Below are 16,707 nucleotides of genomic sequence, written 5' to 3'. Positions count from 1 at the left end.
AAATTTGATAAAAAGAAAAGAAGCATATTCGCTTCTTTTCGTCTAGTTAAACAAATCGATTGTTCCGCCCGTGTTTTCATTAACATCAGGTTTTTGATCTTCCTTCGGAACTACAGTATCATTCGGCTTTTTGTTTTCCTTCGGTTTTGTTGAGTTTTTATCCTTATTATCTTTATTTGTTTCATCGTCGCCGGTTTCGATATCCGGGTCGAACAAGTCTGAAGTTTCTCCACCTTCACTTTGAGTATTTTCGTTGTGTAGGTCACAATATCCTCGCGGATATGAGTATCCCCAATCTGAAGGGACGATGCCGTTGTGAGCGCTTGGCACATATTGCGGTTTTCTGTTAATAAAGACTCTGGATCTTACGTGATCAATCGGGCAGTAAGGATTTGCAAGGAGACCTGATTCTTCGCAAACCTTCGCTTCGATGTGGATGTCACAAGGGGTTTTAGGTTCGGTGCCCTTAACAAATAGTTCTGTTTTTACAACTCCACGCGGGTCTCCTCCACAAAGCCCGGTCGGAGCTTTGCCGGACTGCGTACAAATTTGAGCCTTAACAATGCCGTCAGGCATCTTGAATTCATTTACCGGAGCAAGACCTTCGTGCGCCTTTTCCATAATATTTTCCCACATTTGAGCCGCAATCATAGAGTTTTTATTCATAGTGATTCGAGGAGTGTCGCTTCCGATCCAAGTTGCTCCGAGATAGTAGTCTGTGAATCCGACAAACCACAAGTCTGCAGTGTATTGGGTTGTACCGGTCTTACCGGCTGTAACTTGATTTGGAACTTTTGCAGCTTTACCAAGTCCATTTGAAACGACAGTTCTCAAAATATCTTTCATAATATAAGCCGTTTGCTCACTTACAACGCGAACGCCTTCCGGTTTGTATTCCAAAATTGTCGCACCGTCTTTGTCTATAACTTTTGTATAAGGACTAGGTTTAACATAAACTCCTTCGTTTGCAATTGCAGTGTATGCACTTGCAAGTGTAAGTGGACTCAAGCCCTTTGTCATACCGCCAAGAGCGAGAGCAGAGGAGTTCTCGTCATTGTATTTTGCATTTTCCGCTTCGGTCACAAATGTGTCTCTTTCAGGATGGTCCTTATTTATTATTCCCATCTTTTCAAGATACGGAATAACATTTTTGACACCGAGACTGTTTAAAGTGTGGACTGCACTTGTATTTATAGATTGTTCAACTGCATATCTAAGGGATGTGATTCCCTTGTAGCCGGAGTACCAGTTGTTCGGCCACGGATTGCCGTTTAAGTTAAACGGAACGTCGTCTATTGCACTTCCTGCGGTGTAGCCGTTGTCGAGCGCTTCGAGATATACACCCACAGGCTTTATTGCAGATCCCGGTTGTCTTTCCGAGTTTGTAGCTCTGTTAAAAATACGTCTTCCGTCGACGTCACGTCCGCCCGCCATAGCAATTATGTGACCTTTTTTGTAGTCGATAATAATTGTCGAGCTTTGAGGTTGAACAATTCCGTTTTTATTAATAAAAATTTGTCCTTCGTTAAAGACCAATAAACCGTCCTTGATTTGGTAGAGTTCAGGATTTTCATCAAGCGCTTTTTTATTTATTCGAATCCAACCGTTTTCCATATTGAAGTCATCTTTTTTGATTGGAAGACTTCCAATTGTGTGCGTCAAAAGGTTTTTATTTTCGTCGATAGTATAGAAATCCAGCACATCAACATTCGAAGGATAAGGAACCATTTTTACGGACTTAATCATCAAATCGCCGTTGTCGGCAAATTTGTATTCAGTGTCGGCAAGATAAATCAGACCCTCATTATTCAAAACATTATTTCTATTTAAAAATACAAGTCTGTTTTTACTGTCGATGATGTTTCCGTATTGGTCGACCGTCATATCGAGAAGTAGTGGAGCTCTAAGGTTTGTGGTGTCACCTACGAGGATTTCATTGAATCTCTTGTAGTCGTCTTCAACTTGTTGTTGGAGTTTCATGTTGATTGTAGAATAAATTTTGAGACCACCGTAGAAAAGCTCGTCTTGTGCTCTCGACTTTGTCCAACCGAATTTATCTTGAAGATCTTCTACAACTCTTTCCTTTACATAGTCTGCAAAATAGTTTGTAATTTGATTTTCTTTCTTTTCTGCAGGTTTTAGTAGAGCTTTTTTGTCAACATTTTTTGCTACATCATATTCTTCGTTTGTGATTAATCCGAGTTCGTGCATCTTTCTTAAAACAGCATTTGCACGGTTTTCATTTGTCGGATTATAAACCAGTATATATGTTTGACCTAAAAGGTCGATTGTGCCAACTTTTTCCATTTTTTCAGAATCAAAATTGCTTGGCGCAACTCTGTAAAACGGAGGATAAATGTTAGGGTTTTTTACAACTGAAGCAAGCATTGCACATTCGACAAGATCCAAATCTTTGGCGTGTTTGTTGAAATATGTCTGAGCTGCTTCTTCAACGCCGTAAGCATTTTGTCCCATACTTACCCTGTTTAAATAAGCTTCAAGAATTTGGTCCTTTGTAAGCATCTTTTCAAGCTTGATGGAAATTTCAATTTCTTTAAGCTTTCTTTCAAGCGTTCTTGCAGGGGTTAAAAATGTGTTTTTAACAAGTTGTTGAGTGATTGTACTTGCACCTCTTGCAGAGTCACCTGTTTTATATGCTTCATATAATGAAGCCAGAATCCCTTTAGGGTCAATTCCGACGTGATCCAAAAATCTTTCGTCTTCGATAGCTATGAAAGCGTTTTTTAAATTTTTAGGCATATCTTGTACAGTTATCATTGTACGATATTCAGCTGTCGCTATTTTTTCAATTAAGTTTCCGTCTTGATCATATATCGTAGAAGTTTCATTTAAGTCCATATTGACTATTCGAGGGTCGATGTCCTCGACTTGTGACATAATTCGTATTCCGGCAAGTGCGAACAACGTTCCGAAAACAACTACTACGATTAAACTTATATATATAAAATATCGAACAAGCTTTGAAATGGTAAAAACTTTATTTCGATGTCGCATACAGTTCTCCTTTCATAATCTATAATATTATATCATATTTTCTAAAAAAACGAAAACATTTGAGAAACTGTAATACAAACGTAAATTTAAAAGAATCATTTATGTGTATAAATAAGATATAATAACTCAAACGGAATATTTTTATGTACAAAAGGTGGACATATAATGAAAAAAATGTTATAATGTTTTAAGTACAGAAATATCCACAAGGAGGGTCAAAGAATGAATAATAATGATTTTGATAAAACAATGCAATTTAATCTTAATAAGGACAACGATATGAAGCCGCGCGAAATCATTGAATATGTTTACAATGCACTTTTGGAAAAAGGCTATGATCCTGTAAATCAAATTATCGGATATATTCTTTCAGGCGACCCGACATATATAACAAGTCACAACAATGCGAGAAGCATCGTTATAAAAATGGAAAGAGACGAGTTATTGGAAGCGATGTTAAAAGAGTATTTGAAACTTGATGAATAATAGAATTTTGAGCATGGACATTGGAGAGAGTTCCGTCGGTCTTGCGGTGAGCGACCCGACGGGAACATTTGCAATACCTATAGGCACAATTAAAAGAGGCTCCAAAAAAGAGGACGCCGAAAAAATAAAAAAGATAATGGAAGAAAGAAACGTGGACACATTGGTAGCGGGAATGCCGCTCGATATGGAAGGCAACAGGTCCAAACAAGCTTCCGTTGTAATGACTTTTGTCAAATTTTTGTATAAAGAAACGGGAATGAAAACCGAGTTTGTGGACGAAAGATATACCACAAAGATGGCAAACGATACTCTGAAATTTTTAAATGTAAAACGTGGCAAACAAAAAGGCGCGGAAGATGCGCTTGCTGCGTCATATATTCTGGAGATATATTTAAAAAAACACAATTCGTAAGCTTATAAATAAGCTTTAGTTTTTGTGTGCAAAAAATTTTGAAAACTGAAATTAAACGGTAAGCTAATACCGATTTATTTTAATAAATTTATAAGAAAGAGGTTATAATTATGACAAAAAACATGAATTCTCTTAAGATAATACCTCTCGGAGGCCTTGGTGAAATAGGCAAAAACATAACTGCATACGAATATAAAGATAATATTATAGTAGTAGATTGCGGAATGACTTTTCCGGGCGATGAGATGCCGGGTATTGACATTGTAATACCTGACGTCAGTTATCTTGAGAAGAACAGGGAAAAGGTAAAGGGATTTTTTATTACGCATGGTCACGAAGACCACATTGGAGCAATTCCATATGTTGTAGACAAGTTTAACGCTCCTGTTTATGGAACAAAGCTCACAAACGCTTTGATAAAAAACAAAATTAAAGAATTTAATATGCCGTTAAAATTGCAAGATGTTGAATACGGCGAAACAGTAAGCGTTGGACCTTTTAAAGTTGAATTTATCGCATGCAGCCACTCCATTCCGGACTCGGCAATGCTTGCAATTCACACACCGGTTGGAACTGTTGTTCAAACAGGCGACTTTAAAATCGACTACACTCCGATCGACGGGGTCAGAACGGATTTGAATAAATTGGCGGAACTTGGAAACAAGGGAGTTTCGCTTCTTTTATGTGACTCTACAAATGTTGAAAGACCGGGTTACACACTTTCCGAAAGCACTATCGGTGAAACATTTAATGATCTTTTCGCAAAGGCATCGGGAAGAATTTTGGTTGCGACATTTGCGTCAAATGTACACCGCGTTCAACAAATTATTATGGCTGCAGAAAAGTACGAAAGATTTGTTGCGCTTTCCGGAAGAAGCATGTTAAATGTTGTAAACACTGCAAGAGAGCTTGGATATTTAAAAGTTAAGGAAAAAACTTTGGTGGACATAAATCAAGTTCACCAATATCCGCCGAATAAAGTGTGTTTAATAATGACAGGCTCACAAGGGGAGCCGATGAGCGCTCTTACAAGAATTGCATATGATATGCACAAAAAGATTAAGCTCACAAATAAAGACACTGTTATCATCAGTGCAAACCCGATTCCGGGAAATGAACTTGATATTGGTGGCGTTATTAATAAATTGATGGAAAAAGACGCAACGGTTATTTATGAAAAACTTGCAAATATTCACGTTTCAGGTCACGCATGTCAAGAGGAGTTAAAACTTATTCACAGTCTTTTGAAGCCTAAATATTTTATGCCGGTTCACGGTGAAATAAGGCATCAAAAAACACATGCAAACCTTGCACAAAGCATGGGAATGGCAAAGGAGAATATTTTCATACAGAAGAACGGAGATGTTATGGAGCTCACGAAGAGGTCGTTTAAATGCACGGGCTCTGTTCCAAACGGATCTATTATGGTTGACGGACTTGGAGTCGGGGATGTCGGTAATGTCGTTTTAAGAGACAGAAAGCATCTCTCCGAAGACGGACTCATCTGCGTTGTTCTAACGCTGTCGGAAGAAACGGGCAAAGTTATTGCAGGACCTGATATTATAAGCAGGGGATTTGTTTATGTCAAAGAAAACGAAGACATTATGGAAAGTTCTCTACAAAAGGTAAGACAAATTGTTGCAAAGCTTGAGCGCGACGGAGTTCAAGATTGGAACTTCATGAAAACCACTATTAGAGATGAACTTAGAAAGTTTATCTATGATAGAATAAAGAGAAATCCTATGATTCTCACAATATTTACAGAGGTGTAATTCACACGGTAATTTGTATGAGAATGTAGCGATTTAAATTTAATTTAATAGTGGCGTCGAATTAAAATAAAATTAGTTCGACGATAAAATATTCAGTCAAATCTACCGTGTCACACCGAAATTTGGAGGGTAAAAAATGGCAAACAAATTTACTGACACGAAGTATTTAACAAAAGCGGCTTTGATAGCTGCGATGTATGTGGTGCTTGTGGTAATTCAAATGATTCCTGCAGCTGCACTCACATATGGTCCGGTACAATTGAGACTTGCTGAAGGGCTTACAGTTTTACCATTTCTAGAAGCCGCTGCAGTTCCGGGTCTCTTTATAGGATGTTTGATAAGTAATATCATCCTTGTATTTCAATCCGGATTTGGGATTATCGACGTAGTATGTGGTTCTTTAGTGACTCTTTTAGCCGCATACTTCACTAAAAAGAGCAAGAATAGAATAATGGCTTTTTTCCCGCCTATACTTTTAAATGGATTCATTGTAAGTATTTGGGTAAGCTACTTCACAAATATTCCTTATTGGACAACTGTTTTGACGCTTATGGGAGGAGAAGCTATAAGCGTAGTCATTTTTGGTTCAGTTATCAACTATGTCTACGAACATTCTAAATTTTATAAGAGATTTTAGGTGGTTTAATGAACAATAAAGCAAAGACTATAATCAGTTTGTTAGTGTTATTACTGATTGTCGGTGGAGGTTATTATCTCTACAGATCATTTTTTGGTGGAATGTACGAACCTGTTGATAAAAACGATACATCAGAGATTCAAATAGAAATTCCGAGCGGCAGCTCATTGGGTAAAGTTGCGTCGATACTATATGATAATAATTTGATTAAAAACGGGACTTTCTTTAAATCGAGAGTTCAAAAACTCGGCAAGGAAACCGAAATAAAAACGGGAGAATTTACACTGTCGAGGTCAATGTCGGCGGATGAGATTATTGGAGTTATAACATCCGAAAAAAGTGAAGATGTTGTTGAAACAACAAAACTTGTCATACCGGAAGGCTTTGAAAGAAAACTTATAGCTGAAAGAATTGAAGAACAAGGTTTGGGTTCAAAGGAAGCATTTTTAAATGCAACCGCATCCGCAGCAGACTATATTGCTGATTTTCCATGGCTTCAAAAGTTGAACGAAGGCGAAAGCCTTGAAGGATATTTATTCCCTGCGACTTATGATATTCCTTCAGGTGCGACTGAAGTTGACATTACAAAGCAAATGCTTAAAGCATTCCAGGACAGAATGGGGGAATATCTTGATAGAGACGACTTCAATGGACTTTCCTTTACAAAGATGATTACACTTGCATCAATTATCGAAAGAGAAATCAAAGTGGATGACGAAAGACCGCTTGCAGCAAGCGTATTCTACAACAGAATCGCTCAAGGTATGCGTCTTCAATCGTGCGCTACGGTACAATTTATTTTGGGCGAAAGAAAAGCTAAACTCACAAATGAAGAAACGCAAATAGATTCGCCGTACAACACATATATAAACGAAGGATTGCCGCCGGCACCGATTGCTTCACCTGGTATGAAGTCAATTGAAGCTGCGATAAATCCTGCTCAAACTGATTATTTGTTCTTTGTTTTGACCGGTGATGACGGTTCACATACTTTCACATCGACTTACGAAGATCATTTAAAGGCGAAGGAGAATATGAAGTAATGATAGAATTATTGGCACCGGCAGGCGATCTGTCCCGCATGAAAACTGCTTTCATGTACGGGGCGGACGCCTGTTACATAGGCGGAATAGAATTCGGTTTAAGAAAAGCTGCGACAAATTTTACAAGAGACGATTTGAAAGAGGCTGTAGAATTTGCAAATAAAAACAATAAAAAAATATATGTCACATTAAATATAATTCCACACGAAGGCGACTTTGAGGGAATGGTTGACTATATAAAGTTTTTGGACGAAATCGGGGTTCATGCGGTTATAGTTTCGGACCCGGGAGTTTTTTCGCTGGTAAAAGAAAACAGCAATCTTCAAATTCACATTTCAACGCAAGGCTCCGTGACAAATTCAAACACTATAAATTTTTGGCACAAAATGGGAGCGAGCCGCGTCGTGCTTGCAAGGGAACTTTCTCTTGAAGAGATTACAACAATCAGAAAAAATATCGCTCCTGAAATGGAGCTCGAAGCTTTTTGCCACGGCGCAATGTGCATGAGTTATTCGGGAAGATGCCTCATGAGTTCATATATGACCGGAAGAGATCCGAACAAGGGCGACTGTGCTCATCCGTGCAGATATAAATACTATTTGATGGAAGAGAAGAGACCGGGCGAGTATTTCCCGATTGAGGAAACCGAAGGTGGAACATATATTATGAACTCAAAGGATATGAAAACAATATCTTTTGTTGAAAAATTGATTGAAGCGGGAATAACGTCATTAAAGATTGAAGGCCGCGTCAAAAGTGCATATTATATCGCAACGGTTGTAAGGGCATACAGACGTGCGATTGACTCATATTTGAAGGACCCGGGAAATTATAAATTTGACGAAACGCTCGACAAGGAAGTTATATCGAGTTCGCACAGACCGTTCACATCCGGATTTTATTTTGGAAATCCGATGGAGGACGGACAATACAACAACAATCAGGTCGCAATTCCGAAGAGCACATTTAAAGGTGAAGTTCACGAAGCAAAGGATGGCAGAATCTATTTTACTTTAAAGAATGGATTAAACGAAGGCGAAACAGTTTCGGTTATGGGACCGGAAGGTGATGAAGTTGTAGAAGTTAAAGATTTGAGAAACGAAGAGGATAAACATGTCGAAAGGGCAAATGTGCCGCAAACAGTTTACAGCTTTTTGTATGACAAAGATGCGTCCGAAGGTTTTTATATAAGACAGGTGGAGGAGTAATGAGAAAGCCGTTGATTATTGGTATCGCCGGCGGTGCCGGTTCAGGAAAAAGCACGATTTCGGAAAAGTTGAAATCTATTAACGGAGAAAACAAAGTACAAATAATTGAGCAAAATTCATTTGTAAAAGATTTTTCGTCGATGAATTTTGATGAAAGGAAAAAGCTCAATTTTGAACATCCGGATAGTTATGATTTTGATTATTTAGTCAGAATTTTAAAGGATTTGGCGCTTGGAAATGATGTATCGATTCCTTCTTTCGATTTTGTGACACTCGAAAGAACCGATAATTTTCAAACCATAACTCCAAAGGACATTATAATTGTTGAAGGAAGTCTCATTCTTTATGAAAAGAAATTAAGAGATTTATTTGACATAAAAGTTTTTATTGACACCGATTCGGACATTCGTCTCATAAGAAGGATTATCAGAGATACAAAGGGAAAATCAATGCCACTTGAAAAAATTATTCTCGAATATATTTCTGTGGTTAAACCGACCAATATAAATTTTGTTGAACCGACGAAAAGATTTGCCGACATCATTATTCCAGAAGGTGGGAAAAATGAAGTGGCAATAAATATTTTGAATGCAAAAATTAAGGAGACTTTTAAACACTTATGATAAAAAGGATTGATGAGTTTATAAACTCGCTTGAATTATCAGGAGCTGGTTCAAAAGGCTCTTTTTATTTAAAGGAATTAAACACGGGCGGCGGCAATATAAAAAGTGTAAACTTTAAAGTTTATGTTGAAAAAATTATTGATGGAAACAAATTTTTGATTTTAACCTACAATCCGACTGCCGAGGATCTCGAGATTTTAAAGGAAATTGAGGGAGATTATGTATATCTCGTCGATGAAAACTACGACATCGGAAGAATTCCGGAGTTTGAAAAAATTCTTGACGAAGCGATAAGACTTAAAGCAACGGATGTTCACGTTGAGCCAAAGTCCGGATTTATGCTTATAAGATTTAGAATCGACGGCGACCTTGTTACGATTTATCAATCGAATCAAAATTGCGAAAATATTATAAATAAAATCAAAGTTAAGGCCGGACTCGATACGATGAATAGAGAAATTCAAGAGAGTTCTTTTGAATACAAAGGATTTATGATAAGGGTTAGTTCCGTTCCGGCGCTTAACGGAGAGAAGATTGTTTTTCGTTTGCTTCAAAGAAGCGTCGAGGGGCTCGATTTAAAAACTTTGGGACTCAAGAAAGAAATTGCGGAATTTATTTTAAACAGGGCGCAAAAAGCGGGCATACATCTTATTTGCGGACCGACCGGCTCGGGAAAGAATACTACGCTTCATGGAATTATTAAAAAAATCAATTCGGACAAAAAGAATATCATTTCGATCGAGGACCCGATTGAGTATAAAAATGAAAACATCACGCAGCTCGAAGTGAACAACAAGCGTGACAGAACTTTCCACAAACTTTTGAGGGCGATTTTGAGACAGGACCCGGACATTTTGTACATCGGCGAAATAAGGGATGAAGAAACGGCGGAGGTAGCATTTAGGTCCGCAATCACGGGGCACATTGTATTTTCAACACTTCATACAAAGGATATAAATTCTACATTCGATAGAATTTTGGACTTAAATATAAAAGAAAATCTTATGGATGAAGCGTTAAAAACAGTTATAAATCAAAGACTTGTAAAGACTCTTTGCGAGGATTGCAAAAGAAAAGTCGAGGCGCCCGGATGGTTAAAAGAAAAAGGTATTGATAGTGTTTATGAAGCTGTTGGATGTGGAAGATGCGATGACGGCTACAAGGGAAGAATCGGAATTTTCGAAGTCAATATTATAGAAAACGGGGAAGTAAAAACTATAATGAATTTTGAAGAATCACTTTTAGATCATCTAAAAAACGGTAAAATCGATTTGAAGACTTTTGAGGTCGAAAATGATTTATAGATATGTGGATAGAGGAAATGAAAAATTCAAGGGTGGCATTTCCGTTGAAAAAGGCGTAAAGTCGAAACACTATATCAAAAAGCCGATTTTTAAAAGCAAAGATTCTCCGCTCAATTTGTTCAAATTGCTTCAACTCTTGACGAACGAAGGGATGAATCTTGTGGATGCATTTGAACTCATTTCCGAGAGTGACAATTTTAATGTGGACAGAAAGAAAGCAAAGGAGATGTTAGACGAGTTAAAAAATGGAGTTCCGTTTTCGGAATCGGTTGCAAACCACTACAATGTTGATTCGTTTATAATTTCATTTTTAAAAATCGGTGAAGACAGCGGAGATATTTCCGAAATACTCCAAAATGTTTCGGATTATATAGAATACGAAGAGGACATCTCGACAAAAATAAAAAAGGCGCTTTATTATCCGACATTTCTTTTAGTGATGGGACTTGCGCTTTTGATTTTTATTTCAAAATTTGTGGCACCCGTATTTTTAGATGTTTTGAGTGATTTCGGAGCAACACTTCCGTTTATTTCAAATGTTGCATTTGGACTTTCCAATATTTTGGCGTCATATGGAATAAAAATTATTTTGATTATCCTTGCCATTTATTTATCGTTTAAACTTTTGATGATAAAAAAACCGATCGCAGAATACAATTTGAGAAAATTTATGTACAATAAGGGACTTTTTAAAGGATTGTACAGAGATAAATTTCAATATTTGTTTTTCAAAAAATTTAGCATCATTTATAAGTATCAGGGAAATTTTGAAGACACATTGAAGTTTATCTACAATGAAGAAACGGATATTTTTATAAAAAAGACTATCGGTGACATCATAGCTCAAATAAGATTCGGCGAAACAATTGCCGAGATTCCCGAGTTTAATATGATATTCTCTCCACTTTCACGCTCAATGCTGATAAGTTTGAACAGGGAAGACGTGGTTAGCGAGACGACTTATAAACTTATGACGTTTTACGAAAAAAGCTACAAAAATCGACTTGACGGAATTTTAAAACTCATCGGACCAATAATGATTAGTTTTATCGGAATCCTTGTTGCAATCATTGCTCTAGGAATAATGATGCCGATTTTCAGCATGGGATATATTGAATAATAAGTGTAATTTGGGGTAAAATATAATTATGGTTATTATACGGAGGAATTATTAATTGAACAGATTTTTAAAAGGTTTTATTATAGGCATTATTATAATTTTGCTTGCCGGTGGCGGTTTTTATATTTATAAAGATTATACGAATAAGCAAAAAATTAAACAGGAGGAAGAAGCTAAAAGACTCGAACAGGAAGAACATGAAATCCTTGTTCGGGAAACATTGGCGAAAGAAGTCATATATGACGGCATCTCAATTGGTGGAGTCGATGTTTCAGGTCTTTCAAAAAGCGAGGCTACTACAAAGCTGAATGATAAATTTTCAACTCTCGGTGAAAGAAAAGTTGTGGTTCATATCGACGATAGCAGTGCGACAAAAACGCTTGCGGAACTTGGCTTAAATCCGAGCTTTGAAGATGCGATAGATAGAGCATATCAAATTGGTAGAGGTGGAACAGAAGAAGAAAGATTTAATAAAATAAACGATTTAAAAGAGAATAAAGAAAATATTGAGTTGAATTTAAGTGTTGACGAGGAAAAGGTCAAGGGTTTTGTGAATACAATCAGTGAAAATATGAACGTTGTTTCCACAAATTCTGACGTCACTTTTGTCGACGGGAAACTTCAAGTCGGCGAAAGCAAGAGCGGCAAAGAAGTGGACAAGGAAGAACTTCTTTCGCTTCTAAATACAAATATAAAAAAAGCAATCGATGAAAACAGCGACGTTTCATTCGAGACGAACACAAAGACGATTGAACCGTCCGTAAATAAAGACTCAATTGCTCGTGTAAACGGCGTTATCGGAACTTTTACATCGAATCTCGGAAGAGGAACTGCGGGAAGAAATGCAAATATTGTTCTTTCGGCAAAGAGAATTTCGAATATAGTCGTCATGCCGGGTGAAAGTGTAAGTTTCAATGAAAAAATGGGACCTATAACAGCGGCAAACGGATATAAGCCGGCAAGTACAATTCAAGGCGGCGTCTATACAGATGCGCTTGGAGGTGGACTATGCCAAACGTCGACAACTTTGTACAATGCACTTGTTCGAAGTGACGTTACAATAACCGAAAGACATCCGCACTCAATTCCGGCACCATATGTTCCATATGGAGAAGACGGTGCGGTTTGGGTCGGCGCTAAGGATTTGAAGTTCACAAACAACTTTGATTTCCCAATCGCCATTACAAGCAGTGTAAATCTGGCGAAGAATATAATAACATTTACAATTTACGGAGATACAAATAAAAAGAATTATACGGTTGAGATGTATTCAAAATGTATTGAAGAGATTCCTTTTGAAACGCAAGAGAAAAAGAGCGATGAGCTGTTTGTCGGCGAAACAAAAGTCATTAAAAAAGGTAGAACGGGATACAGATATCAATCCTATAAAGTTTATAAAAGCGGCGGAAAGCTTATAAAGGAAGTGCCTTATATGAAGAGCTACTATCCTAAGAGCGATCAAGTTGTCTTGGTTGGTACAAAGGAAAAAACACCGGATGCACAGCCGACTGATTTGGAAGACATACCTGAAGAAGAACCCGTTGAAACAATTGATTTGTTGCAATAAAAGAGCACCTTTGCAGGTGCTCTTGCTATTTGGTTTGATTTTTTAAATTTAATATATAAATTTTGCCGTCATAGTTTGTAAAAAATGTACTGCCGGCACTGTCCGAAATATTAGATTCTTTTAGTGGACAAATATAAGTAAGATTGTCGTCTGAAAGCTTGTACGCATTGAAATACGCTTCTTCGTTATCAAAGATTTTAAATTCATCCGTTCCGCTTCGGTTGTATGTGACGCTTGTTCCGGTGTACACCTTTAAAAGAAGACCGGTTGAGAGATTGTAGCTGAAAAGGTCTACACTTTTTCCGCTTTTCGGCATTTTAAAAAGAATTCTGTCGTCGTTAATCTTCGGAGCACTACCTTTCGATATAAACTTTTTTCCGTTTTGGTTTAGTATAAAAATATTTTCTTCACCGAATTTATCAATTGCAGAGAAGGTGATTTCTTTGCCCACTGAGAGCCCTGTGATTTCTTCGTCGGAGGTGTAAATCTCTTCGATGTTTTTGCCGTCAAATTTATAAATGACGTTGTCGGCTCCTACAATGTACAAGTTGCCACTATAAAGCCCGAAGAATTTTACATCGGCGTTCAAATCGGCTTTTAAATTTCTGATATTATGGAACTTGTCGACAATTGCAAAATTATTATCTGCAAAGCTAATCGCAATCTCGTTATTAATAAAATCGGTTGAAAACGCGCAATTATCTGTAATACTAATGTCAAGTGTTTTACTTGTATTATGGGGTATATTATAAATATGGAGCTTGTTTTCTTCTTCATACAAAAAATTATTTTTGTCTAAACTTGAAATTAGGGTACCGTTTAAAATTGGTTTTGACATATCGATAGAATTGACGTTCAAAAGCTCTCTTGTTCTATCGTTTATAATCGCCTCGGTATATCTTATGGGACTCTTTGATTCGCTGTTTATTTCATAAAAGCCGAGTTTCCAAAAAATAGAGTTTCCGTTTTTTAAAATGTCTGTGTAAATTGGTGAGCATGGCGTGACAAATTCTTCAGCTTTTAAAATTTTGAAGGCCTCGTCGCGAGTGAGCCAAAGATTTATACGGTCATATTTTGTGTCAACATGAACTTTGTATTCGCTGTTTTTATATGGATTTAGACCTGTGAGTGAAAGTGTTATGATTGGCTTTTTCACATCGCTTTTTGTAATTTTCGCTGAATCGAGAGTGACATTAATCTCGTAATTGTTCACTTTTACATTTTCCACAACAATTTCGTCACAGTTTGTTAGAGGCGCAAAAATGCTGAGCTTGTAGTTGGAGTCGTCGATATGATTCAGCCTTGTTGTGAGCTCGTTTGAATCCACATTTGTAATATAGTTTATCGAGTCGACTTTATAATCGAGCGGTACATAATTTACTCCGCTTTTCGGTTCGTCTTTTATTAAAAACTTGCAACCGGAAAGAAAAATTATGATTATATAAATTAAAAAATATTTAAGTTTTTTCATTTAAACACCTCATTTATATTTTATATTAAATGTTTAAGTTATACAAGATTGGAAAGGGAAAATATGGACTTTAAATTACATTCAAAATTTAAAATGACGGGAGACCAACCCGAAGCTGTTGAAAAATTAGCAAATTCGATAAATTCGGGTAATAAATTTCAAACATTAAAGGGCGTTACGGGTTCCGGAAAGACTTTTACAATGGCAAATATAATCGAAAAGACGCAGCTGCCGACGCTTGTAATTGCACACAACAAAACGCTTGCGTACCAACTGTGCATGGAACTCAGAGATTTTTTTCCGGAAAACAGTGTAGAATATTTTGTAAGTTATTATGACTATTATCAACCGGAGGCGTATGTTCCGTCAACTGACACATATATTGCAAAGGACTCCGCAATAAACGACGAGATAGATAAGCTGCGCCACTCGGCGACGGCGGCGCTTTTTGAAAGAAAAGACGTAATAATCGTCGCATCGGTTTCTTGCATATACGGTTTGGGGGACCCTGAGGATTACATCAGCCTTATGGTTTCTTTGAGACCGGGAATGCGAAAGGATCGCGACAAGGTAATCGAAGAACTTATTGCAATTCAATATATCAGAAATGATATTAACTTTATTCGCGGCACATTTAGAGTTCGCGGAGATGTTTTGGAAATTTTTCCGGCAAGCGAGAGCGAAAACTCGATTCGCGTTGAATTCTTTGGAGATGAAATCGAAAGAATTACGGAAATAAACAGTATGACCGGAGAAATTTTGGGAGAGATGAGGCACGCTTCGATATTCCCGGCTTCTCACTTTGCTACGACCGACAGAAAAGTTAAACGCGCAATCGTTACAATCGAGGAAGAACTTGAAAGCAGACTTAAAGAGCTTAGAGACCAGGACCATCTTTTATATGCCGAAAGGCTCGAGCAAAGAACGAGATATGACCTCGAAATGCTTAGAGAAATCGGATTTTGTTCGGGCATAGAAAACTACTCGAGGCACATGTCGGGAAGACGTCCGGGCTCAAGACCGTACACATTGATCGACTATTTTCCGGAAGATTTTCTAATAATCGCCGACGAATCACACGTAACGATTCCACAGGTTCGAGGAATGTATGCGGGTGACCGCTCTAGGAAGCAGACGCTTGTTGACTACGGCTTCAGACTTCCTTCGGCACTTGATAACAGACCGTTAAACTTTGACGAGTTCCAATCGCTCATAAAACATATTTTATTTGTTTCGGCGACACCGGGTCCGTATGAACAGGAAAAGTCCGAAGTGATTGCAGAGCAAATTCTAAGACCGACGGGACTTTTGGACCCGAAGATTATTGTCCGACCTATTAAAAATCAAATCGATGATCTCTTGGAAAGAATTCGTGACAGAATTGAGAAAAATGAAAGAGTTCTCATAACGACGCTCACGAAAAAAATGGCGGAAGACTTGACGGACTATTTGGAAGAACTTGGTATAAAGGTGAGCTATATGCACTCCGACACCGAGACAATCGATAGAATGAAAATTATAAAGGATTTAAGAACCGGAGAAATTGATGTGCTGGTCGGGATAAATCTTCTTCGTGAGGGACTCGACTTGCCGGAGGTTTCGCTTGTTGCAATCCTCGATGCGGACAAAGAAGGATTCCTAAGGTCCGAAACTTCGCTCATTCAAACAGTTGGAAGAGCGGCAAGAAATGCACACGGCGAAGTTGTTATGTATGCCGACAGAATTACGGATTCAATGAAGAACACAATTGAAATTACGGAAAAGAGGAGAAAAATTCAAGAAGAATACAATAAAGAACACAATATCACTCCGAAATCAATTGTTAAAGATATAAGAGAAGTCATCGGAATCTTGAAAGATGACAAAAAGGCGCCGAAGAAAAAGGATTCGGAACTTTCGGCTGAAGAACTTGAAAACATTGTACGTGAACTCAAGGCGAGAATGCTCGAAGCGGCTGAACGTTTGGATTTCGAAGCAGCGGCAAACTTTAGAGATGAAATGAAAAAATTCCAAAATCAATTGGATAAAAAGAAGAGATAAGAGAGGTAA

At 37.6% G+C, this 16,707-nt stretch carries 13 protein-coding genes; 11 read left to right on the top strand and 2 right to left on the bottom strand.

Annotated features, from left to right (window positions below; translation table 11 throughout):
- Positions 1-42: 42 nt before the first annotated feature.
- Entirely contained in the window at positions 43-3,015 is a 2,973-nt protein-coding gene (locus tag SPI61_RS02765) for a PBP1A family penicillin-binding protein (protein ID WP_321136609.1), read from the bottom strand.
- Positions 3,016-3,264: 249 nt separating this feature from the next.
- Here SPI61_RS02765 and SPI61_RS02760 point away from each other — a divergent pair, with 249 nt between their 5' ends.
- The 10 genes from SPI61_RS02760 to SPI61_RS02715 all read left to right on the top strand — a co-directional run bounded on the left by SPI61_RS02760 (position 3,265) and on the right by SPI61_RS02715 (position 13,187).
- The gene (locus SPI61_RS02760; RefSeq protein WP_414601516.1) at positions 3,265-3,501 is read left to right on the top strand and encodes an IreB family regulatory phosphoprotein; all 237 of its coding nucleotides are present in this window, start codon (positions 3,265-3,267) and stop codon (positions 3,499-3,501) included.
- The gene (ruvX, locus tag SPI61_RS02755) at positions 3,494-3,913 is read left to right on the top strand and encodes a Holliday junction resolvase RuvX (protein WP_321136607.1); all 420 of its coding nucleotides are present in this window, start codon (positions 3,494-3,496) and stop codon (positions 3,911-3,913) included. Before SPI61_RS02760 ends, ruvX begins: the two co-directional genes overlap by 8 nt.
- A gap of 110 nt (positions 3,914-4,023) precedes the next feature.
- Positions 4,024-5,685, top strand: coding sequence for a ribonuclease J (locus SPI61_RS02750; RefSeq protein WP_321136606.1), 1,662 nt, complete (start codon positions 4,024-4,026; stop codon positions 5,683-5,685).
- Between the two features lie 136 nt (positions 5,686-5,821).
- Complete coding sequence (locus SPI61_RS02745; RefSeq protein ID WP_321136605.1) at positions 5,822-6,322, top strand: QueT transporter family protein; 501 nt, start codon at positions 5,822-5,824, stop codon at positions 6,320-6,322.
- A gap of 8 nt (positions 6,323-6,330) precedes the next feature.
- Positions 6,331-7,365, top strand: coding sequence for an endolytic transglycosylase MltG (mltG, locus tag SPI61_RS02740; RefSeq protein WP_321136604.1), 1,035 nt, complete (start codon positions 6,331-6,333; stop codon positions 7,363-7,365).
- Entirely contained in the window at positions 7,365-8,573 is a 1,209-nt protein-coding gene (locus tag SPI61_RS02735) for a U32 family peptidase (protein ID WP_321136603.1), read from the top strand. The genes mltG and SPI61_RS02735 overlap by 1 nt, the downstream gene beginning before the upstream one ends.
- Complete coding sequence (gene udk, locus SPI61_RS02730) at positions 8,573-9,196, top strand: uridine kinase (protein WP_321136602.1); 624 nt, start codon at positions 8,573-8,575, stop codon at positions 9,194-9,196. Before SPI61_RS02735 ends, udk begins: the two co-directional genes overlap by 1 nt.
- The gene (locus SPI61_RS02725) at positions 9,193-10,500 is read left to right on the top strand and encodes a GspE/PulE family protein (RefSeq protein ID WP_321136601.1); all 1,308 of its coding nucleotides are present in this window, start codon (positions 9,193-9,195) and stop codon (positions 10,498-10,500) included. The genes udk and SPI61_RS02725 overlap by 4 nt, the downstream gene beginning before the upstream one ends.
- Positions 10,490-11,620, top strand: coding sequence for a type II secretion system F family protein (locus SPI61_RS02720; RefSeq protein ID WP_321136600.1), 1,131 nt, complete (start codon positions 10,490-10,492; stop codon positions 11,618-11,620). The genes SPI61_RS02725 and SPI61_RS02720 overlap by 11 nt, the downstream gene beginning before the upstream one ends.
- 55 nt (positions 11,621-11,675) lie before the next feature.
- Positions 11,676-13,187, top strand: coding sequence for a VanW family protein (locus SPI61_RS02715; protein ID WP_321136599.1), 1,512 nt, complete (start codon positions 11,676-11,678; stop codon positions 13,185-13,187).
- Positions 13,188-13,212: 25 nt separating this feature from the next.
- Here the strand turns inward: SPI61_RS02715 and SPI61_RS02710 are convergent, their stop codons facing one another.
- A complete protein-coding gene (locus SPI61_RS02710; RefSeq protein WP_321136598.1) occupies positions 13,213-14,658 on the bottom strand; it encodes a hypothetical protein in 1,446 nt (481 codons plus the stop codon).
- 63 nt (positions 14,659-14,721) lie between these two features.
- On the opposite strand from SPI61_RS02710, the gene uvrB reads away from it, so the two are divergent.
- Positions 14,722-16,698, top strand: coding sequence for an excinuclease ABC subunit UvrB (gene uvrB, locus SPI61_RS02705; protein WP_321136597.1), 1,977 nt, complete (start codon positions 14,722-14,724; stop codon positions 16,696-16,698).
- The last annotated feature ends 9 nt before the right edge of the window (positions 16,699-16,707 follow it).

This window comes from Ezakiella sp. (assembly GCF_034180565.1).
Taxonomy (GTDB): Bacteria; Bacillota; Clostridia; order Tissierellales; family Peptoniphilaceae; genus Ezakiella.
Note: the sequence above shows the minus strand (reverse complement) of the source record. Positions and strands in the feature narration are given on the sequence as shown.